Origin of the sequence: Mesorhizobium sp. C089B (genome assembly GCF_030323125.1) — a bacterium.
In the GTDB taxonomy this organism is placed as follows: Bacteria; Pseudomonadota; Alphaproteobacteria; order Rhizobiales; family Rhizobiaceae; genus Mesorhizobium.
In genome coordinates, this window is the sequence record NZ_CP100469.1 from 3,517,798 (window position 1) to 3,537,306 (window position 19,509).

18 protein-coding genes and 1 pseudogene are annotated in these 19,509 nt (G+C 63.7%); 9 read left to right on the top strand and 10 right to left on the bottom strand.

What is annotated here, in order from left to right:
• Positions 1-20: 20 nt before the first annotated feature.
• On the bottom strand, positions 21-380 hold the full coding sequence (locus tag NLY44_RS17430; RefSeq protein WP_023691921.1) for a hypothetical protein: 360 nt from the start codon (positions 378-380) through the stop codon (positions 21-23).
• A gap of 88 nt (positions 381-468) precedes the next feature.
• Positions 469-1,617 (bottom strand): amidohydrolase, encoded by a 1,149-nt coding sequence (locus NLY44_RS17435; RefSeq protein ID WP_023804632.1) that lies wholly within the window; start codon positions 1,615-1,617, stop codon positions 469-471.
• A gap of 278 nt (positions 1,618-1,895) precedes the next feature.
• Here NLY44_RS17435 and NLY44_RS17440 point away from each other — a divergent pair, with 278 nt between their 5' ends.
• From NLY44_RS17440 to NLY44_RS17450, 3 genes are all read left to right on the top strand, one after another.
• The gene (locus NLY44_RS17440) at positions 1,896-2,891 is read left to right on the top strand and encodes a GlxA family transcriptional regulator (protein WP_023804631.1); all 996 of its coding nucleotides are present in this window, start codon (positions 1,896-1,898) and stop codon (positions 2,889-2,891) included.
• Between the two features lie 67 nt (positions 2,892-2,958).
• A complete protein-coding gene (locus tag NLY44_RS17445) occupies positions 2,959-3,240 on the top strand; it encodes a type II toxin-antitoxin system ParD family antitoxin (protein WP_023669694.1) in 282 nt (93 codons plus the stop codon).
• On the top strand, positions 3,237-3,551 hold the full coding sequence (locus NLY44_RS17450; RefSeq protein WP_023669695.1) for a type II toxin-antitoxin system RelE/ParE family toxin: 315 nt from the start codon (positions 3,237-3,239) through the stop codon (positions 3,549-3,551). The genes NLY44_RS17445 and NLY44_RS17450 overlap by 4 nt, the downstream gene beginning before the upstream one ends.
• On the opposite strand, the gene NLY44_RS17455 is transcribed toward NLY44_RS17450, so the two are convergent.
• The 3 genes and pseudogenes from NLY44_RS17455 to eglC form a co-directional block, all read right to left on the bottom strand.
• Positions 3,538-4,857: an HlyD family type I secretion periplasmic adaptor subunit gene (locus tag NLY44_RS17455; protein WP_023804630.1), complete on the bottom strand. Its 1,320-nt coding sequence runs from the start codon at positions 4,855-4,857 to the stop codon at positions 3,538-3,540. The two genes, NLY44_RS17450 and NLY44_RS17455, sit on opposite strands and share 14 nt — an antisense overlap.
• A gap of 3 nt (positions 4,858-4,860) precedes the next feature.
• A complete protein-coding gene (locus NLY44_RS17460) occupies positions 4,861-6,621 on the bottom strand; it encodes a type I secretion system permease/ATPase (RefSeq protein WP_023726478.1) in 1,761 nt (586 codons plus the stop codon).
• Positions 6,622-8,045, bottom strand: a pseudogene (gene eglC, locus NLY44_RS17465) (endo-1,3-1,4-beta-glycanase EglC).
• Positions 8,046-8,438: 393 nt separating this feature from the next.
• On the opposite strand from eglC, the gene NLY44_RS17470 reads away from it, so the two are divergent.
• Positions 8,439-8,882, top strand: coding sequence for an SRPBCC family protein (locus NLY44_RS17470; RefSeq protein WP_023683102.1), 444 nt, complete (start codon positions 8,439-8,441; stop codon positions 8,880-8,882).
• A gap of 70 nt (positions 8,883-8,952) precedes the next feature.
• On the opposite strand, the gene NLY44_RS17475 is transcribed toward NLY44_RS17470, so the two are convergent.
• The 3 genes from NLY44_RS17475 to NLY44_RS17485 form a co-directional block, all read right to left on the bottom strand.
• Positions 8,953-9,918 carry a hypothetical protein gene (locus NLY44_RS17475; RefSeq protein ID WP_023804629.1) on the bottom strand — a complete coding sequence of 322 codons (966 nt, stop codon included), beginning with the start codon at positions 9,916-9,918 and terminating at the stop codon, positions 8,953-8,955.
• A 128-nt stretch (positions 9,919-10,046) separates the two neighbouring features.
• Entirely contained in the window at positions 10,047-11,549 is a 1,503-nt protein-coding gene (locus tag NLY44_RS17480) for a helicase HerA domain-containing protein (RefSeq protein ID WP_023691930.1), read from the bottom strand.
• A 136-nt stretch (positions 11,550-11,685) separates the two neighbouring features.
• Positions 11,686-12,327 carry a glutathione S-transferase family protein gene (locus NLY44_RS17485; RefSeq protein WP_023700072.1) on the bottom strand — a complete coding sequence of 214 codons (642 nt, stop codon included), beginning with the start codon at positions 12,325-12,327 and terminating at the stop codon, positions 11,686-11,688.
• Positions 12,328-12,473: 146 nt separating this feature from the next.
• On the opposite strand from NLY44_RS17485, the gene NLY44_RS17490 reads away from it, so the two are divergent.
• Positions 12,474-12,704 carry a hypothetical protein gene (locus NLY44_RS17490; RefSeq protein WP_023804628.1) on the top strand — a complete coding sequence of 77 codons (231 nt, stop codon included), beginning with the start codon at positions 12,474-12,476 and terminating at the stop codon, positions 12,702-12,704.
• Between the two features lie 132 nt (positions 12,705-12,836).
• On the opposite strand, the gene NLY44_RS17495 is transcribed toward NLY44_RS17490, so the two are convergent.
• Positions 12,837-13,322, bottom strand: a complete 486-nt coding sequence (locus tag NLY44_RS17495; RefSeq protein ID WP_023669704.1) for a hypothetical protein — start codon at positions 13,320-13,322, stop codon at positions 12,837-12,839.
• 175 nt (positions 13,323-13,497) lie between these two features.
• On the opposite strand from NLY44_RS17495, the gene NLY44_RS17500 reads away from it, so the two are divergent.
• Positions 13,498-13,863, top strand: coding sequence for a RidA family protein (locus NLY44_RS17500; protein ID WP_023707576.1), 366 nt, complete (start codon positions 13,498-13,500; stop codon positions 13,861-13,863).
• A gap of 102 nt (positions 13,864-13,965) precedes the next feature.
• On the top strand, positions 13,966-15,192 hold the full coding sequence (locus NLY44_RS17505) for an amidohydrolase/deacetylase family metallohydrolase (protein WP_023804627.1): 1,227 nt from the start codon (positions 13,966-13,968) through the stop codon (positions 15,190-15,192).
• A gap of 152 nt (positions 15,193-15,344) precedes the next feature.
• Here the strand turns inward: NLY44_RS17505 and NLY44_RS17510 are convergent, their stop codons facing one another.
• Complete coding sequence (locus tag NLY44_RS17510) at positions 15,345-17,135, bottom strand: flavin-containing monooxygenase (protein WP_023704186.1); 1,791 nt, start codon at positions 17,133-17,135, stop codon at positions 15,345-15,347.
• 402 nt (positions 17,136-17,537) lie between these two features.
• Here NLY44_RS17510 and NLY44_RS17515 point away from each other — a divergent pair, with 402 nt between their 5' ends.
• The gene (locus tag NLY44_RS17515; protein ID WP_023669708.1) at positions 17,538-17,627 is read left to right on the top strand and encodes a K(+)-transporting ATPase subunit F; all 90 of its coding nucleotides are present in this window, start codon (positions 17,538-17,540) and stop codon (positions 17,625-17,627) included.
• Between the two features lie 18 nt (positions 17,628-17,645).
• Positions 17,646-19,349 carry a potassium-transporting ATPase subunit KdpA gene (gene kdpA / locus NLY44_RS17520; protein WP_023699137.1) on the top strand — a complete coding sequence of 568 codons (1,704 nt, stop codon included), beginning with the start codon at positions 17,646-17,648 and terminating at the stop codon, positions 19,347-19,349.
• Positions 19,350-19,509 lie beyond the last annotated feature (160 nt).

The following is a 19,509-nucleotide window of genomic DNA, read 5'->3' on the forward strand; positions in this document are numbered from 1 at the left end:
TCGCCGCCGGCAAGCCACCCTCAGGGGTAATGCGTCGGCTTTGGCGCGTAGATCTTTGGATCGAAGTCCAGATCCCTCGGCAAGGGCAGGCTTGAGCACTGCAAATGCACCTCGCGTGCGAGCAGCCTTCGCTGCTTCTGCTCGTTCTCCTTGATGGCCGCCACGAGGCCCATGCTGTAGGGCCCCAGCACGACGCCGGCGGCCCATCCCGGATGCTCCTTCTCGCGCGCGTCGTAATTCATGGCATCGGTGCGGGCCTGCTGGCATTCCGGCGTCGCCCATTTCGGGTCTTGGGTCGAGAGCGAGGCTCCATACTGGACCGGAGACGATACGCACCCTGCCACTGTCGCAGTCAACGCGACGACCATTGCAATTCTCATCCGCAAGCCCCTCCTAATGTAGGAGGCGACTACAAGACGATTCCAGCGGGAAAAAGGCAGCTCCAGGATGCGGATTTTGCAGGGCCGCTCACCCCAGCAGGTTGCGCGCCGTGCGCATGAAGATCTTCGAACCGATCGGGATCAGATCGTCGGGAAAATCATAATCGGGATTGTGCAATGACGGGGTGCGCTCGCCCGCGCCGAGGAAGAACATCGCCGACCTCGCCTTGTGGCCGAAGATGCCAAAATCTTCCGAAGCGCGCATCGGCAAGGCTTCCTCGCTGCGCGCGACGCCCTCTTCGTCCAGCGCGCGGTTGAGATGTTCCACCGCGTCTGGAGCGTTGACGCTGGCGACGAAGATCTCGTGATAGTCGCAGCGCACGGAAAGGTGGTGCTCGGCCGCGATCCTGGTGGCCAACGCTTCCGCCGCCGCGACCAGTTCCGCCATGCGCTCGTCGCGCCTTGTACGCAGCGTCGCCCACACCTCGGCGTAGCCGGGCGCGATGCCGAACACGGCCTCGCCCATCGTCGCATGGGTGACGGTGACCATGCTGAAATCATCGTCGGCAAAGGTGCCGCGCCCCAGTGCCGGAAGCGTCGGCATCAGCTGGCTGATCGCCGGCATCGGCGACACGCCGGTTTCGGGCATGGAGGAATGCGCGGTCTTGCCCTCCAGCACGATGCGGATGCCGCGCGAGGCGCAGTTGACCACGCCGGGCTTGAGCCGCACCTCGCCGAACGGCACGCCCGGCAGATTGTGCAGCGAGAAGGCGAAGTCCGGCGCGATCTCGCCAAAGCGTGGATCGGCGACGACGCCGGCGGCACCATTGCCGGTCTCCTCCGCCGGCTGGAACATCAAGACGACGCGGCCGCGCGCCGGCCGTTCTCGTCCGAGCTGACGGCCAAGTGCGGCCAGGATCGCGGTGTGGCCGTCATGGCCGCACATATGCGATTTTCCCGGCACCTGCGAGGCATGCTCGACGCCCGAAAGCTCCTCGATCGGCAGCGCATCGATCTCCGAGCGGAACAGCACCGTCGGTCCCGCCTGGCCGCTGTCATAGACCGCCGCCACGCCATGACCGCCGAGGCCGGTCAGTACCTTGTCCGGCCCTGTATCGGCGAGGAAGCTGACGACTTCCTTGGCGGTCTGTTCTTCCTCGTTGGAGATTTCCGGGTTTTGGTGCAGCTTGCGGCGCCATGCCGTCAGCTCGATGATATCGCGATTGGTGAGGGTCATGGCTTGGGCTCCGCTTTGGTGCTGCAGGTTACACAAACACGATAGGGTTTTTCTCACGCCGTGCCATGCTGATCAATTCCACTGGTCCATCTGCCTGTCTTGTGTGAGCGTAGATGACGACATCCCATGACCACCACACAACCCAGAGAATTTCCAGCTCCGCACTGAGGCCGTCGATCTCATCTCCGACATCCGGTGGCTTCTCCTGAAAAGCGCCGCGTGCTCGCCTGTGCGACATCTTTGCTTCCATCCACCCGAAGGAACGTTTCGGAGCAACAATGGCCAGGCGGTTTGCGTTTCTCTTGGTTCGCGACTTCACGCTGTCGCCGCTGTCGCTGTTCATCGACACGCTGCGGCTGGCCGGCGATGAAGGCGACCGCAGCCGCCGGATCGAGTTCGACTGGGAGATCGTCGGCGAGCGTGGCCTGCCGATCCAGGCGAGTTGCGGTGTCGAGTTGCTGCCGACCAAGGCGATCGGCAATCCGCAAGAGTTCGACAATGTCGTCGTGGTCGGTGGCCTGCTCGACACCAACCGCAGCCTCAGCTCCGAAAAGGAGGCCTTCCTGTTGCGGGCGGCCGAAAAGGGCGTGCCGCTGACGGCACTCTGCACCGGCAGCTTCGTGCTCGCGCGCTACGGTCTGCTCGATGGCTACAGTGCCGCCGTCAGCTGGTTTCACATCAAGGATTTCCGCAGCCAATTCCCTGATGTGAACGCCCATGCCGACAGCCTGTTTTCCGTCGATAGGGGCCGCTCGACCTGCGCCGGAGGCACGGGTGCGGCCGACCTTGCCGGCCATTTCGTGTCGCAGTTCATCGGCCGCAAGGCTGCGGAAAAAGCCGCCAAGATCCTCGTGCTCGACCGCATCCGCTCGAGCCTGGATGTGCAGCCCGTCGGCGATCTCTTTCCGGCCGCGTCGAGCCGAGCGGTGAAACGGGCGCTGCTTCTGATGGAAAGCAATCTCCAGGAGACGCTGTCGGTCGCCGAGATCGCGGGCCGGTTGCATTTATCCCGGCGCCAGCTTGAGCGGCTGTTCGGCGCCGAGCTCGGCATCGGCCCGATGGCCGCCTATCTTGCGCTGCGCGTACATCAGGCCAAGTCGCTGCTGGAGGGGAGCGACTTGGCAATCGGCGACATCGCCTACCGCTGCGGTTTTCCCAATGCCGGCCATTTCAGCCGTGTCTTCCGCCATCAGACCGGTATCACGCCGACCCATCTCAGGCATCCGAACCGAATGTCCGGTGTCTTTGCCGACGGCAAGGGGAGCGGTCCCTAAGCCTATATTGGGGCGTGCGATCTCGCCGTTGGTATGATAATATCATACCACCTGATAGGAGGGATCCATGTCCGCCACCGAAAAACGCACCTTCAGCCTGCCGGCCGAGCAGGCTGCTTTCATCGACCAGCTCGTTCGGTCCGGCACATACGCGACCAGCAGTGAAGTGATCCGCGCCGGTCTTCGCGCATTGCAGGAACGCGACGCCGCCGTGGAGCGCTGGCTGCGTGAGGAGGTCGCGCCGACCTATGATAGGTGGAAGGCAGACCCCTCCCAGGCCATCCCGGCCGACAAGTCTTTTGACAGCATTCGCGCACATCACGCAGCTCGCCTCAAGGGGAACGTGTGAAGCGCCGGCATGTTGTCCTTTTGCCGGAAGCCCAGACGGACCTGTTATGGATATACGATACGGTCGCTCACGCATCCGGCAACCTCACCGCCCTTCGCTACATCGAGCGGATCGAGCGATTTTGCCTGGGTCTCGACTATGCCTCGGAACGCGGAACCCTAAGGGATGATGTGCGGCCGGGGCTTCGCATCGTTGGCTTCGAGCGCCGCCTGACTGTGGCCTTCACCGTAGAAGGCGACCAAGTGGTGATTCTCAGGGTGTTCTACGGCGGCGTCAACTGGGAGGACGAGTTGGCGCCTATCGCTCCGTGAACGCCCGCGCGAACGAGTCCAGCATCGGCCGCGCCAGATATTCGAGGAAGGTTCGGTCGCCGGTGCTGATAAACGCCTCGACCGGCGTTCCCGGGTAAAGCTGCTCGGCTTTCACGCCCTGCGGCAGCGTGTCGGTGATCTTCAGCCTGGCGCGGAAATACGCCTCATGCGTGGTTTCATCGATCAGCCGGTCGGCGGAAATTTGCGTCACCGTAGCCGGGACCTCAGGGGTGAGGCGCGCGTTCAGGGCGGACAGCCTGAGCTTCGCCGGCTGGCCGACGCGAACCAGGTCCACGTCCTTCGGCCGCAGCTTCGCGTCGACGATGAGGCCCGACGCGGTGGGCAGGATCTCCATGATCTTCTGCCCCGGCGCAATCACGCTGCCTTTGGAGTTGTAGATCGAGGATACCACGATGCCGGCTGCCGGGGCCTTGATCGTCGTGCGCCCCAGCACCGCCTCGGCTGCGGTGATCTGTTCGCCGATGTCGGCCAGGCTGGTGCGAACCTCGTCGAGCTTGGTCAGCGCGTCCTCGACGCGCTGCGTGGTCGCGCGCTCGACCTGCGCCTGGGCTTCGACGATCTGCGTCTTGGTCGCTGCGATATCCGCCTCCAGCGCGCCGGCCTGGCCGACCAGATCGGCCTCGCTGCGCAGAAGCTGCGAATATTCGCTGCGGTTGGTGAGACCCTTGTCGAGCAGGCCGGTCTTGATGCCGAGTTCCTTCTTCACGATCTCGGCCTGTTGCTGGATGGCCAGTTTCTGCGCGTCCAGTCCCAGCGCCGACTCACGATGCATGGCGACGCGCTGCGCCAGGATCGACTGCTCGGAGCGGAACCGGGCGAGCCTGGCCTCGAACTCCTTCTGCTGTTCGTGCACCAGATTGTCGAAATCCCTCTGGAACGGCGCGGGTGCTGCTTCGGCGATCGGCGCCAGCCTGTCCGATCCGTCGCGCTCGGCCTCCAGCCGCGCGGCACTTGCCCTGAGCGCGATCGACTGTCTGGTCAGCCGGTTGAGGTCGGCCTCGGCCGCCGTGCGGTCGAGGAGGACCAGCGGTTCGCCTTGTTGCACGCGGTCGCCTTCATGCACCAGCAACTGCTCGATGATGCCGCCCTCGGGGTGCTGGATGAGGATGTTGCCGCCCGTTGCCGAGATCGTGCCGGAGGTGATCACCGCGCCGGAGAGCGGCGCGTTCGCCGCCCAATAGCCGAAGCAGCCGACGAAGAGCGCTATGGCCACGTAGCCGACGACGGCCATGCGGCGGAAGTCGGTGCGCGGTCGACCTTCGAAGGCGAGGCTCTGCTGCATCATCGTCTATGACCCGAAGCGGACGCTGTGCGGGCGCACGGTCGGCACGAACGAGCCTGTCACCACCGCGCTCCCGGCCTTGCCGGCCGCCGGTTGCCTCAGCACCTCGCTCGCAGGGCCGAAAGCTTCGACCATGCCGTTGCGCAGGACCATGACGCGGTCGCAGGCCGCGGCGATCGAAGGGCGATGCGTGATGACGACTGTCGTGACGCTTACACTTCGCGCGGCCGAAAGCATCCCTTCGAGCGCCGCCTCCCCACTGCCGTCGAGATGGGCGTTGGGCTCGTCCAGCACCAGCATGCGTGGCTTGCCGTAGAAGGCGCGCGCCAGCCCTATCCGCTGGCGCTCGCCGCCCGACAGCACGGTATGCGACGGGCCTATCATGGTCTGATAGCCGTCGCGCAGCGTGAGAATCAGCTCATGCGCCTCGGCGCGCCTGGCCGCTTCGACGATCGCGGCGTCATCGGCGTCGGGTTCGAAGCGGGCGACATTTTGCGCGATCGATCCCGGGAAAAGCTCCACCTCCTGCGCGAGATAGCCGATATGCCTGCCAAGCTGGGTTTCGCCCCAGCTCCTCAGGTCGGCGCCGTCGACCCTGACCGCGCCGCCGGTCGGCTGCAGCGCGCCCACAAGCAATTTCGCCAGCGTCGATTTGCCGGCCCCGCTCGGGCCGACGATCGCCACCGCTTCGCCGGCGCCGATGGCAAAATTCAACCGCTTGAGGATGGGCTCCGTGCCGAAAGCCGCAGTCGGCGCGATGAAGAACAGATCCTGCACCGAAATCGCGCCCAATGGATCGGGCAGTGCGAGCTTGCGCCCCTGCGCTGGTTGCGCCGCAAGGGCGGTGTCCAGCCGCTTCCAGCATCGCTTGGCGTCGACGATCTGCCGCCAGGATCCGATCAGCTGGTCGAGCGGCTGCAGCGCGCGCGACGACACCAGCGACGAAGCGAAGATCATGCCGGCGGTCATCTGCCCTTGTAGCACCAGCCACGCGCCGGCGCCGAGGATCGCCAGTTGCAGCATCATGCGCAGCGCCCGCGACGTCGCGCTGAAGATCGCATTGGCGCTTCCGGAACGGTCATGCAGGGTCAGCGCCTCAGCAACGTGCCGTCCCCAGACCGCGGCGGCATTTTGCACCATGCCCATGGCGCGCAGCGTGTCGGTGTTGCGGGCGAAGGCCTGCTCCGCCTGGCTGGCCACCGCCGAGCGTTCCGCCGACATGGCATCGTTCCTGCCGATGGCAAGCTGGTTGGCCACGACCAAGAGAAACAGCAGCACGGCGCCGGCGAGCGTCAGCCAGAACAGGACGGGATGGATGAAATAGAGCAAGGCCAGGAAGACGGGCGCAAACGGCAGGTCGAACAACACCGCCACGCCGCGCGACCTGATGAAGGCGCAAGTCGTGGCAAGGTCGTTCAGCGGCGACAGCCCGCTGCCGGCATGTCTGGCGCCAAGCGAGGCGGCGAATGTCCGCGCGCCCAGTTTCTGGTCGACGGTGGCCGCAACACGTTGCGCGTAGACGGCGCGGACCGCGTCCAGCAGGCCGAGGAAGGCGAGCGCGAGGACCGCCATGGCCGAGAGATAAAGCAGCGTCTCGACGCTGGAGGACGGCAACACCCGGTCATAGACCTGCAGCAGATAGAGCGGGATCACCAGGAGCAGGATGTTGATCAGCAACGAAAAGATGCCGATATCGGCGATGCCGCGCAGGAAAACCGGGCGCAGGCCGATGGCCGCATCGCTGAGTGGCGCGCGGTCCCGTGACATCTAGACGGCGTGCTCGGCTGTCGTGCTCAGATGGCTCTGCTGCAAATCGTTCAGCGTATAGGCGTGGATATAGTCGATCTTCATTTGCGCGGGCGTCGCCAGATGGTCGGGCGGCGCGCCGGCTTGACCGCCGACCGCAAGGTCGACCAGCATATACATGGGCTTGTTCATATCGGACGGCGTCGCCGCTTCCGCGACCTGGACGCCATCATAGGTCCAGACCAGCTTGTCCGGCGTCCACAACAGGCCATAGGTGTGATAGCCGTCGGTGTTGGAGACATTCACCGTCGACCCGACCGTGGTGTGGGTTCCCGTCTCATTTGTGTGCGCGGTCATGAGAAGCGCATTCGGGTTCTGCCCATACATTTCGATCACGTCGAGTTCCGGGGGCCATGAACCGTCTTCGGGCAGAAGCCAGAAGGCCGGCCACGCGCCGGCATTTTCCGGGAGATCGGCCCGCATTTCGAAATAGCCATAGGTCTGCGAGAAGGTGTCGTGCGTCGTCAGTATGCCGGAAGTGTATTCGTAATTGTTGATCAGCGGCTTGATGTCGTCGGGCGCATGCGCCGCGGTTATGGTGAGCACGCCGCTTGCGACGCTGAACGGATGGACCGAGCTGGTCGGCGCATAATTGGCGTCGATATACCATTGCAGCTCGCCGTTCTGGGGCTGCGAGCTGCCGTTCTGCGCCCCCCACCAGAAATTGGAATCCCAGATGCCGCTCTGGCCGTTCCACAGGCTCAGCGTGTTGAAATCGTCGTTGAAGGACAGCGTCATGCCGGTCTTGTCGATCGGCAGCTCGAACTGGCCGGGCTGAAACTTGTCGATCGTGGTGTTGTGGAACACCAGCACCTCGCTCGAGCCGAGGTTCAGCTGCACGTTCGATCCCACCTGGACCATATTGGCGTGGACGGCCTCGAACGAGGTGAAGGCATAGCCGTTGAGGCGCACCGTGTCGGTCGCGCCGAAATCGGAGATAAGGTCGCTGCCATTGCCCTTGGTGATGATGAAGGTGTCGGCGCCGGCGCCGCCGATCAGCACATCATTGCCCTTGCCGCCGTCCAGCGTCTGGCTGCCAGCGCCGCCCGTTATGATGTTGTCCTGAGCATTGCCGAAGGCATAGTGGCCGTCGCCGGTGACGACGAGGTTCTCGAAATTGGCGGGCAGCTTGTAGCTCATCCAGGTATCGATCGTGTCGACGCCCGCGCCGTAGTTCTCGACCGCTTTGTTGATCGTCGAATAGAGATGGTAATAGTCGTCGCCCGCGCCGCCATACATGGTGACCTTGACGTTGGTGTCGCCCAGAAGGAATCGTTGCCCGAGGTGCCGTAGCGGTAAGGCGCGCCTCCAGTCGCCGAGAACCAATGGGTGGAAGCGCCGGTATAGGGAAGTGGAATGCCTTTGGCGTTGAGGACTGTGGTCATTCCGACACTCCTTGCGCGTGCTGCCTTGGTCGTTCGACAACCTTCGAGCGACCATTCGGATCAACTCTTAAATTGATCCGTCGTTCCAGGGAATCATTCTATAGTACACCAAGGAGATCGTCGCCCATCATTTAATAGATAATGCCGAAGGCGTTAAGCTGATCCTAATACAACTTTGTAGGAGAGACTTACAATTTTAATAAATTGTGAGATCCGCGCCGAAAGGTTAGGCAATGACGCGACACGACCGCCTGCCTGAGGCGGCGACTCGAAGTCGCGGGCGGATGGCTGCCGGCAAAGGGCTCAAGAAAATTTGACAGGCTATGTCGGACCGGGTGAGGTTCACCCGTCCTTGGGGCATCGAACAACGAAACCACAAAGGATACCGAAGAGATGCCAAGCACCGTACGTTTGCACCGCGTTCTGACGACCAGCCCGGAGAAGGTCTACCGCGCATTCACAGAAGCCGACGCGCTGGCGAAATGGCTTCCGCCGAACGGCTTCACTTGCACCGTGCACAGCTTCGACGCGAAAGTCGGTGGCGCCTTCAAGATGTCGTTCCGAAACTTCACGACGGGCGGCAGCCATTCCTTCGGCGGCGAATATCTCGAACTCGTTCCCGGCGAGCGCCTGCGCTACACCGACAGGTTCGACGACCCCAATTTGCCCGGCCAGATCGAAGTGACCGTGCTCCTGAAGAAAGTGTCGGTCGGCACGGAACTCGACATCACGCAGGCCGGCATTCCGGACGTTATTCCGGCCGAAGCCTGCTATCTCGGCTGGCAGGAGTCGCTGCGCAATCTGGCAAAGCTCGTCGAACCCGAGATCAATCAGTAGAGCCCATCGGATCGGCGGCGCCGCCCAGCCAGTCCGCGCCGCCGACAATGCCGAGCCGAGGACTCATCCCTCACGGCCCGGTGCAGATCGGCAACGGTTGTGGCGGCGGTGGCGGGTTGTCCTTGGCGTATTGCGCGATGATCGGCTCAAGGCTCTTTCGCGGCCAGAATTTCGGCTTGCCGATCTCCTTCAGGCAGGACGCATTCCAATAGGCGCCCGATTTACCAACGGCGGTGATGTCGCGCGATTCCGGGTAGATATAGAGCGTCGTCGGATTGCCCTTCACCATCGAAATGATCTGGTCGGCGTCGGACGGCGACCAGCTGGTGCAGCCATTGCTGCGGCCGCCGGCATAATCCACCAGCTTGCCGTATGGCACGAAGCCGTCATGGTCGGCATAGGAGCTGTTCGGGTTCTTGCGCAGGCACATGCCGCGCAACAGCCGCGCCGCGTGGCCACCGATCACCCGCTGCCTGGCATTCGCCGTCTCCCCCTCACCGTCGAACTGGATGAAGGTGCGCAGCAGCGCCTGGTCCTTTTTTGCGCCGATGCGGTAAAAACCCTTGAATGAGATCTTTGCCTCGCCGGTCATATAGGCGCCACCGGTCGTCAAGGACGAGTCCAGGGCATTGCCGAAGTTTTTCGCGCAGCGTTTGCCGTTGGAGAAATCGACCACGCCTTTCAAATTGCGGCCGCCGCCATGGCCCGACGAGATCGCCCTGAACGACTGCTTGGCCTCGCAAATGACGTAGTAGCGCCGCCCTAGCACGCCATTGCCGAGATCGCCGGGGCGAGTCGCATCCATGGCGAAATAGCAGCCATTGTGGACCGCGCCTTGCGCGACCTTCTTCAGGTAAAGCGCGCGCGCCCGCTCCAGCACCACTTGCGAAATCTCGCCGTCGTCATTGCCGACATGGGCCTGCAGCCAGGCCGGTATATCGGAGGACGCGGCAAAAGACCGGGCAGACACCGTCAAGGCGATGCCGGCGATGGCGAGGAGGCCAAAGACAAAGACAGCCAGAGATTTCAACCGCACCGGACAACCCTCCCGCCCGAACCGTTCTGCGATTCTCGGAAACCCATCATAAATCGTCGCGCGCCGATCGGCGAAACACATCTTGTTCAGAACCGCGCAAGCAAGTCAGGTAGCTGCCTGTTCGCCTTTCAGAGCGCCAGGCTGCCCTGTTCCGCCTCCGCGGCATTGGGGTCGCCCGGCGCCGTCGCCCAGGCGAGCTCGACCAGCGTCACCGTGCGGCGGCCGGTGCCGTCGAGCTGGCAGACGATGAGGCCCTGCTCCTCGATATAGGTGAGCAGCCGCCGGGCGCGCCGCAGCGAATGCGAGCCGTAGGCGCGCGCGATCGCCGCGTCGCTCGGGCACGGCCAGCCCTCCTTGGCGGCGCGGGCGATCATCATGAACACGCCCTGCATGTCCTCGGGCAGCAGCGAGGCGCGCACGGAAACGTCCTGCCAGGCGTCATCGCCTGCCATGTCTGCGCCGAGCCCGGCGCGGGCACGCGTCAGCATGCGACGGAATTCTGAGAGGTCCGGCACCACCGAAGCGAGGCCTTCGATGCGGCAGCGGACGACGAACTCCTGATAAAGCACGCCGATGACGCGGAAACCCGCATCGGGCTGCGCCAGGATGGCGCGCAGGACACGGTCCACCCGCTCTCGCCGCTCGGCCATATCCTCGGCGCTTACCGCCGGTTCCGCAGGTTCCGGGCGGATCTCCATCGCCGCCGATTTGGCCGCCATCAGCTGGTCGAGCAGCTCCGGCGACGCCATCCGGCGCGGCGCGCGCATCGTCTCGGGCGGCGGCGCCGCCAGGATGATGGCGCGCGCGTCTTCAAGCGCTGTTTCCGGCATTGCCATCAGCCGCGGCGTACCGTTGCGCGGGCTGGTCTCGGTCTGGCCGATGCGCACGCCCAGCGGACGGCGCGACAGCGCTGGGCCCAACGCCATGAAGTGCCCGCGCTCCAGGTCTCGAAACGCCTCGGCCTGACGCCGTTCCATGCCCAGAAGGTCGGCGGCGCGCGCCATGTCGATATCGAGGAAGGTACGGCCCATGAGGAAATTGGACGCCTCCGCCGCGACATTCTTGGCGAGCTTTGCCAGCCGCTGCGTGGCGATGATGCCGGCAAGGCCGCGCTTGCGGCCGCGGCACATCAAATTGGTCATGGCGCCGAGCGAGAGCTTTCGCGCCTCGTCGGACACTTCGCCGGCCACGGCGGGCGCGAACAGCTGCGCTTCGTCTACCACCACCAGCATCGGATACCAATGCTCGCGGGCAACCTCGAACAACCCGCCGAGAAAGGCAGCGGCGCGCCGCATCTGGTTCTCGGCATCGAGCCCTTCGAGATTGAGCACCGTGGAGACGCGGTGGATGCGCGCCCGCTCGCCGGCTGCTTGCAGGCCACGCTCCGTATGCTCCTCGGCATCGATGACCAGATGGCCGTAATGGTCGCCCAGCGAGACGAAATCGCCTTCCGGGTCGATGATGGTCTGCTGCACCCAGGGCGCGCTCTGCTCCAGGAGCCGGCGCAAAAGGTGCGATTTGCCGGAGCCGGAATTGCCTTGCACCAGAAGCCGGGTCGCCAGCAGCTCCTCAAGGTCGAGCGCCGCCGGCGCACCCGCCGTCGTCTGTCCCATCTCGATGGCTACGGTCATGTCACGACTCTCCTTGCGGACAGGGCTTATCAACCCGGCCGCGAGCCGTCGAGCGCGCCATGGCAACTCGCCCGCTGTTCCACACCTATGCTGCCAAAGCGCCACACATCAGCCCATCTGCCCAAAGGGAAGCACATCAAGCGGAGTTGACCGGCGGCAGAAGCGGCGCGTCCAGCCCGTCGAAGGGATCGCGCCAGGCATCGATGGCTTCGAGCCGGCGATACCAACCCAGAACAGAGGGATAGTCCGCCAGCGGCAGGCCGGCTGCATCGTTGAACGGCAAAAACGTCGCCATACGGAAATCGGCATAGGAGAGCGACTTGCCCACAAGCCATGGCCGCTTGGCGAGCTCCGCCTCGAGAATCGCTGCCGCGATGCGGAACTCCGCCAGCCCCTCCTCGACCTTGCCCTGGTCGACGGGCCCAATCCCGTAGCGCTGCTTGGTTCCGCGCTCGAAATGCACGATGTCGCAGGCCCGGACGAAATTCTCCTTGCCCCAGCTCAGCCAGCGGATCATGTCGGGTTGATCATCGCCGCCGCGCCAGAAATCCGAACCCGCTTCGCGCGACAGAAGGCAGGCTATGGCGTCTGCTTCCCACAGGCTGCCGCCCGGCCATGCCAATATCGGCAGGGTAAGATTGGGATTGAGCTGACGAAACCGCTCAGCCTGCCCGGGCGCCATGGGTGCCGCAAACTCACACTCGACCTTAGCCTGCAGATGACGTGCAGTTGCAACCGCGAGGCGCGGATTGGGATTGCGGCTGAAGTACAGTTTCATGTCCCGTCCTGGACGCTGTGGGCTCGATCCTATCAAACACGCAAACGTGCCCTCCAGGCAATCTGGTCGGACCACGATTCCGCTGGCACACGCCGTCGTTCGGCGTATTATTTCCTTCGGGAGAGGGTTCTTGGCAGGAGGAAGCCATGAACGTAGTGCCGAGCGTACCTGTCATCGACGTGACAACCCAGAACCTTGTTTCCTCTGCGCTTTCCAGATTCCGCGCCGGCGATACCGTCTCGACCAGGGCGGCGCTCGACGCTATCCGCCGCATGGATCCAACCTGTGTCGACAGCGACGACGATCTCGTCGAACTCGTCGTCAAGGCGGCAATTGGTAAGACCATGGCGGTTGTGTTCGACCACCGCTCCCGCTAGCCCTGTTGGACGAACCTGTCCCGTTCAACTCGCTTGAGCTCGAGTGGGTTCGGTTGGCGAGCTTTTACAGCTGCAGCCCGGAAGCGGACGTCTTCGTGCGCGAAGGCCGGCAATAGCATAAGCGGGTAAACCTCAGATCCCCAAGGGATGTGGCATGTAGCCGACGAAGCCGCCGATCTTCCAGTGGCCCGCCACCTTCCTGCAAAAATACAGCGTCTGCCATTTCAGCTTGTCGACGCTGCCATCGGCCTTGGCCACCGAGCCGTTGAACTTCTTGTGCAGCACGGCGCGGTCGCCATCGACATCGATGTCGCGCATGTTGGTGACGCGAAACAGCGCCTCGCGCAGCGGCTCGGCGAATCTGGCCGCCGCCGTCTCCTTGGCCTGGCGCAGCCATTCGTCGCGATAGACGGCAAGGCTCGGGAATTGCAGACGCCAGGCGTCGGCATCGCTGAGGAAATGCGCATGCATGCCGAAGAAGCTGTCGGCGAGGAAATCATCCTCGACCATCGACCAGTCCTGACCGATAAAGGCGTCGATGTCGCGCCGCACCAACATTTCCCAGAGCGCGTGGCGATCGGCATCGCCCTCTGGAAACGGGTTCTTGTCGAAGGTCATTGAAATCTCCTGTCGGGAAAATGCGACGCGCAAGATGCTGGCGAGCCTGCGATAAAGCAACACGCGTTTGGAAAAATGCTGCTTTCCAAAAAGCCCCCTATGAGGATCACCGGGACAGGCGTAGAGCGGTCGTCGAAAACGGGGCGCGGCCCGCCATTCTGAACAGGAGTTTCCTTTGCCTAAAGAGTGTTTTGGAACATCCCACGTGCCGCTGTCGCCGGCCGTGCGCGCCGGGGATTTCGTCTACATCTCAGGCCAGGTGCCGGTCGACAGCGACCGCATCGTGGTCAAGGGCGGCATCACCGAGCAGACCGAGCAGGTGCTGCAGAATGTGAAGGCGGCACTCGCGCTGGCCGGTTGCACCATGGACGATGTCGTCAAGACCACGGTCTGGCTCGAGGACGCGCGCGACTTCGGCGCCTTCAATGCCGTCTACGCCAAGCACTTCCCGAAAAATCCGCCGGCCCGCACCACGGTCGAATCGCGGCTGATGATCGACATCAAGATCGAGGTCGAAGCCGTCGCCTACCGGCCGGTTTGACCAGTCGGGGCATGATCCCGAAAGTGGAAACCGGTTTTCTCGGACAAACGGAAACCGTTTTGTCCAGAGATCATGCCCCAAAACGAAGAGAGGCAGGCGCCGATGCAGTTCGATCTCCTGATCAAGGGCGGCCGCCTGATCGATCCGGCCTCGGGCCTGGACGCGCCGCGCGATGTCGCCGTTGCGGGCGGTCGCGTCGCGGCCATCGAGACTGCCATCGACGCCGAGCATGCTACGCAGGTCGTGGATGCCAGGGATTGCATCGTCACGCCCGGCCTCATCGACCTGCACAGCCATGTCTATTGGGGCGGCACCTCGCTGGGCGTCGACGCCGACCGGCTGGCGGCCAAGAGCGGAACCACCACCTTCATCGATGCCGGCAGCGCCGGCGCCGGCAATTTTCTGGGCTTTCGCCGCCATGTCATCGAGCGCTCGAAGGTGCGCATCCTGGCCTATGTCAACATCTCCTTTGCCGGCATATTCGGCTTCTCGCAAAGCGTCTCTGTCGGCGAATGCAGCGATCTCAGGCTCTGCGAGCCACGCGAGACGGTGGCCGCGGTGCGCGAGCACGCCGATGTCGTCGTTGGGGTAAAAGTGCGCTCCGGCAAGCATGCCGGCGGCGCCAGCGGCATCGCCCCGGTCGATCTTGCGCTGGAAGCCGCCGACCAGGTCGGTCTGCCGCTGATGGCGCATATAGACGAGCCGCCGCCCGGCCGTTCCGAGGTGCTGCCACGGCTGCGCCGCGGCGACATCCTCACCCATTGTTTTCGGCCATTCCCCAACGCGCCGGTGTTCGCTTCCGGCGCGGTGCGGCCGGACATGCGGCTGGCCCGCGAACGCGGTGTCATCTTCGACATCGGCCACGGCATGGGATCGTTCGACTTCGCCGTGGCGAAAGCGATGCTGGCCGAGGGCCTCGCGCCCGACGTCATCTCCAGCGACGTGCATCTCTACTGCGTCGAGGGTCCGGCCTTCGACATACTGGTCTGCATGTCGAAGCTGATGGCGCTGGGCATGCCGCTGGTCGAGGTGCTGCGCGCCGCCACGCAAAGGCCAGCCGAGGCGATCGCCAGGCCGGAGCTTGGGACGCTGAAAGTTGGCGGTGTCGGCGATGTCGCGGTGCTGAGACTGCGCCCCGGGCGCTTTACCTTCGTCGATGCGGTCGGTGCGGCGCTGATCGCGGATCAGCGGCTGGTCTCAGAAGGCATTGTTATCGGCGGTGTCTGGTGGCCGAACGAGGCGCCCGACCACAACGAGACCGAGCGCTTCGAGCCGCATGCGGCACATACGCATGTCGAGGTCGCGGCACGGCATTTCGGGCGTGGATAATCTCCCTCCTTGAGGGGAGATGGCCGGCAGGCCAGAGGGGTCGGTTCGACCGGACGCAAGCTCCTCGCGGCAGCTGGAGGTCAGCGCTCCACGCGCGGCGACCCCCTCTGTCGCCTTCGGCGACATCTCCCCCTCGAGGGGGGAGGAGATCGCTAGCGCCCTGCGTTACTCACCGCCCCAAACACCGGCGTCGCAATCCCTTCCATCCGCGCCTTGATCTGCAGCGCCACATATTTCGAGTAAAACCGCGACAGCGCCAGATTGCCGCCGTGGAACCACAGCGCGTCCTGCGCCGTCGGCTTCCACATGTTGCGCAGCTCGCCTTGCCAAGGACCGGGATCGCCCTTGACGCCGGAGCCGAGGCCCCAGCATGGCCCGACCTTGTCGGCGACCTCGCGCGAGACGATGGCCGCCACGGTCTCGTTCATCGACTGGTAGCCGGTACAGGCGACGATCGCATCGACGGCCAGCTCGCTGCGGTCGTCGAACAGGATGCCGGTCGGCGTCAATGAACTGATGCCGACGCCGCTCTTCACTTTGATCTCGCCATTGATGATCAGTTCGCAGGCGCCGACATCGATGTAGTAGCCGGAGCCGGTGCGGTAGGCCTTCATCAACAGCCCGGTCTCGTCCTCCCCGAAATCGATGGCGAAGCCGGCGGCGCGTAGCTGGTCGTAGAAGTCTGCGTCGCGTGCCTTGATCACCTCGTAAAGATCCCGCTGGCCCTTGGGTACAAGCGCGAACGGCGTGGACGCGACGATCAGGTCGGCCTTGTCGGTGCTGATGCCGCGCGCCAAAGCCTTTTCCGAGAAGATCTCGAAGCCGACTTCCATCAGAGTGTCGGATTTCACCACTGTCGTCGGCGACCGCTGGATCATGGTGACGTCTGCGCCGCTCTCCCAGAGGTCGACGCTGACATCGTGCCCCGAGCTTGCCGCGCCGATGACAGCGACACGTCTGCCGCGGAATTTCTCGCCGCTTGCATACTGGCTGGAATGCAGGAGTTCGCCCTTGAAGGTCTCGGCGCCGGGCAGCGCGATCTGGCGTGGCGGGCCATAGGCGCCGGTGGCAAAGACAATGTGCTTCGGCTTCAGCGTGATCTGCCGGCCGACGCGGTCGACCACCACAGTCCACACCTTCTCGGCCTCGTCATAGCTGGCGCTGAGGCATTTGGTGGCGACCCAGTAGTTGAGCTCCATCACCCTGGTGTACATCTCCAGCCAGTCGCCCATCTTGTCCTTGGGCGTGAACACCGGCCAGTTCTCCGGGAACGGAATGTAGGGCAGATGGTCGTACCAGACCGGATCGTGGAGCACGAGCGAGCGATAACGGTTGCGCCAGGAATCGCCGGGGCGCGCATTTTTCTCGATGATGATGGTGGGCACACCGAGCTGCCTCAGCCGCGCGCCGAGCATGATGCCGCCCTGCCCGCCGCCGATCACCAGGCAATAGGGCTGCTCGGTGGCGCCGAGGTCGCGCGTCTCGCGCGCCCGCGCCTCCGCCCAGGTTTCGCGCTTCGGATCGGCCTTGTGACGGATACCAAGCGGCCGCGCCGGTCCCTTTTGTTCCTCGAACCCCTTGAGCTCACGCACCGCCGTGAACAAGGTCCGGCAGCGGCCGTCCGTAAGGCGCACAATCCCTTCGCCCCGCGCGACCGCCGTTTCGAACGTGAACCAGGCCTCGACGGTGCCCTCATCCGAGGTCGCCTCGCCGGACAGCGTCCAGTGTGAGGGCTTCGTTTCCGCCAGCGTCGCTTGCAGCATGTCGCGGATCTCATCGCGGCCTTCCATCGTGGTGATGTTCCAGGTGAAAGCCAGCAGATCGCGCCAGTAGCAATCCTCGACGAACAGGTTGGCGGCCGCCTCGGCGTCATCAGCTTCCAGCGCCCGTGCAAGCGCGCAAAGCCATGTCGCCGCCTGTTTCGATGGTGCCATGTCGAGCATCTGTTTTTCCCTCGTTTTGCGTTGCCATTGTTTCGAAAGACGGAGCCGCCGCAAGAGGGGTCGCGATATCATGGCGTCGGTTTCTAGCGGCCCGGAACGGAGCCATCTCCCGGAAATCTTTATAGGAATTTTATATCTTTCCTCCCGGCCCCGTCTCGAACCTTTATGGCGATCGGGTCCATATTCCATCTCGAGCAAAACGCTGCGGACGCCGTGACCCCAGAGTTACGGCGGGCCGTTCTCATGGAATTTCTGGCTCGCCAGTCGCTGGCGCCAAATACAAGCAGAAGCAAGGACCAACACAAATGGACATCGTCGTCATCGGGATCGAGGTTTTGTTCTTCGGTCTTTCCCTCGCCTACATCAAAGCTTGCGACGCTCTTTAAGCGGAAGGATCGCACCATGCTTGTCGATTACATCCTCGGTGGCGGCGTGACCTTGTTCCTGCTCGTCTACCTGACATACGCCCTCGTTCGCCCAGAACGCTTCTGAAGCAAGGCACGGAAACCCATGACACTCAACGGATGGATACAGATCCTGGTTTATTGCGGGATCGTCGTTTTGCTGGTGAAGCCGCTCGGCGGCTACATGTACCGCGTCTTCAATGGCGATCGCACCTTTCTCTCGCCCATACTCGGGCCCGTTGAGCGCGGCCTCTACCGCATTTCGGGAACCAGCGAGCGCGAGGAGCAGCACTGGACGACCTACGCGGCAGGAATCATCTTCTTCAGCCTTGCCAGCTTCCTGGTGCTGTACTTTCTGCAACGCCTGCAGGGCGTCCTGCCTTACAATCCGGCCGGGATGGCATCGGTCGAACCCAATCTCGCCTTCAACACTGCCGTCAGCTTCGTCACCAACACCAACTGGCAGAATTACGGCGGCGAAAGCACGTTGTCCTACCTCGTGCAGATGGCCGGCCTGACTGTTCAGAACTTCATGTCCGCCGCCGTCGGCATTGCCATTGCGGTGGCGCTGATCCGCGGCTTCGCCCGCGCCTCGGCCAAATCGATCGGCAATTTCTGGGTCGATATGACCCGCTGCACGCTCTACATCCTGCTGCCGCTCAGCATCGTGCTCACCCTTGTCTATGTCTGGCTCGGCATGCCGCAGACGCTCGGGCCTTATGTCGACGCCACCACGCTGGAGGGCGCCAAGCAGACGCTCGCCCTTGGGCCGGTCGCCTCGCAGGTCGCCATCAAGATGCTCGGCACCAATGGCGGCGGCTTCTTCAACGCCAATGCCGCGCATCCTTTCGAAAACCCCGACGCCATCTCCAACATGATCCAGATGGTGACGATCTTCGCGCTGGGTGCTGCACTCACCAACGTCTTCGGCCGCATGGTCGGCAACCAGCGCCAGGGCTGGGCGATCCTGGCCACGATGGGTGTGCTGTTCATCGCTGGCGTCGTTATCTGCTACTGGGCGGAAGCCGCGGGCAATCCGCTGGTCCATGCGTTGGGCGTCGACGGCGCCAACATGGAAGGCAAGGAGAGCCGCTTCGGCATTGCCGCTTCGGCACTATTCGCCGTCATCACCACGGCTGCGAGCTGCGGTGCGGTGAACGCCATGCATGACTCGTTCACAGCACTTGGCGGCCTGGTCCCGATGCTCAACATGCAGCTCGGCGAAGTCATCGTCGGCGGCGTCGGCGCCGGCTTCTACGGCATCGTCATGTTCATCGTCATCACCGTGTTCGTCGCCGGCCTGATGGTTGGCCGCACGCCCGAATATCTCGGCAAGAAGATCGAGGCCAAGGAGGTCAAGATGGCAATGCTCGCCATCCTCGCTCTGCCGTTGGTCATGCTGGTCTTCACGGCAATAGCGGTCGTGCTGCCAAGCGCCGTCGCCTCGATGGCCAATGGCGGTCCGCATGGCTTCTCCGAGGTTCTTTATGCCTACACTTCGGCGGCGGCCAACAACGGCTCGGCCTTTGGCGGCCTTTCCGGCAACACGCCCTGGTACAACATCACGCTCGGCATCTCCATGTGGGTGGGTCGCTTCTTCGTCATCATTCCAGCGCTTGCCATTGCCGGCTCGCTAGCGACGAAGAAGACGGTTCCGGCTTCCGCCGGCACCTTCCCGACCGACGGCCCGCTGTTCGTCGGCCTGCTCGTCGGCGTCATCCTGATCGTCGTCGGCCTGACCTTCTTCCCGGCACTGGCGATCGGACCGATCGTCGAGCACCTGGCTGCCATCAACGGCCAGACATTCTGAGGCTTGTCATGTCCTGGTTCTACCCAAAACGCATGAAGGCCCGGCCGCGAGCCGGCCCACGAGCCGGCAATGAGGGGGAGGAAACGCCCCCTCCCTTCCCCAGCGTATCTACCTTCCTCGGCCTCGCGGCAGTCATGATCGTGATCTGGCTGCTGGCCTA

Excerpts from the sequence above, each read along its gene's own strand:
- NLY44_RS17460 (WP_023726478.1), bottom strand. The coding sequence starts at position 6,621 with ATGTCACGGGACCGCGCGCCACTCAGCGATGCGGCCATCGGCCTGCGC.
- NLY44_RS17440 (WP_023804631.1), top strand. The coding sequence starts at position 1,896 with ATGGCCAGGCGGTTTGCGTTTCTCTTGGTTCGCGACTTCACGCTGTCG.
- NLY44_RS17430 (WP_023691921.1), bottom strand. The coding sequence starts at position 380 with ATGAGAATTGCAATGGTCGTCGCGTTGACTGCGACAGTGGCAGGGTGC.
- NLY44_RS17515 (WP_023669708.1), top strand. The coding sequence starts at position 17,538 with ATGCTTGTCGATTACATCCTCGGTGGCGGCGTGACCTTGTTCCTGCTC.
- NLY44_RS17490 (WP_023804628.1), top strand. The coding sequence starts at position 12,474 with ATGAACGTAGTGCCGAGCGTACCTGTCATCGACGTGACAACCCAGAAC.
- NLY44_RS17455 (WP_023804630.1), bottom strand. The coding sequence starts at position 4,857 with ATGATGCAGCAGAGCCTCGCCTTCGAAGGTCGACCGCGCACCGACTTC.
- NLY44_RS17485 (WP_023700072.1), bottom strand. The coding sequence starts at position 12,327 with ATGAAACTGTACTTCAGCCGCAATCCCAATCCGCGCCTCGCGGTTGCA.
- NLY44_RS17470 (WP_023683102.1), top strand. The coding sequence starts at position 8,439 with ATGCCAAGCACCGTACGTTTGCACCGCGTTCTGACGACCAGCCCGGAG.
- NLY44_RS17480 (WP_023691930.1), bottom strand. The coding sequence starts at position 11,549 with ATGACCGTAGCCATCGAGATGGGACAGACGACGGCGGGTGCGCCGGCG.
- NLY44_RS17495 (WP_023669704.1), bottom strand. The coding sequence starts at position 13,322 with ATGACCTTCGACAAGAACCCGTTTCCAGAGGGCGATGCCGATCGCCAC.
- NLY44_RS17435 (WP_023804632.1), bottom strand. The coding sequence starts at position 1,617 with ATGACCCTCACCAATCGCGATATCATCGAGCTGACGGCATGGCGCCGC.
- NLY44_RS17505 (WP_023804627.1), top strand. The coding sequence starts at position 13,966 with ATGCAGTTCGATCTCCTGATCAAGGGCGGCCGCCTGATCGATCCGGCC.
- kdpA (WP_023699137.1), top strand. The coding sequence starts at position 17,646 with ATGACACTCAACGGATGGATACAGATCCTGGTTTATTGCGGGATCGTC.
- NLY44_RS17445 (WP_023669694.1), top strand. The coding sequence starts at position 2,959 with ATGTCCGCCACCGAAAAACGCACCTTCAGCCTGCCGGCCGAGCAGGCT.
- NLY44_RS17510 (WP_023704186.1), bottom strand. The coding sequence starts at position 17,135 with ATGCTCGACATGGCACCATCGAAACAGGCGGCGACATGGCTTTGCGCG.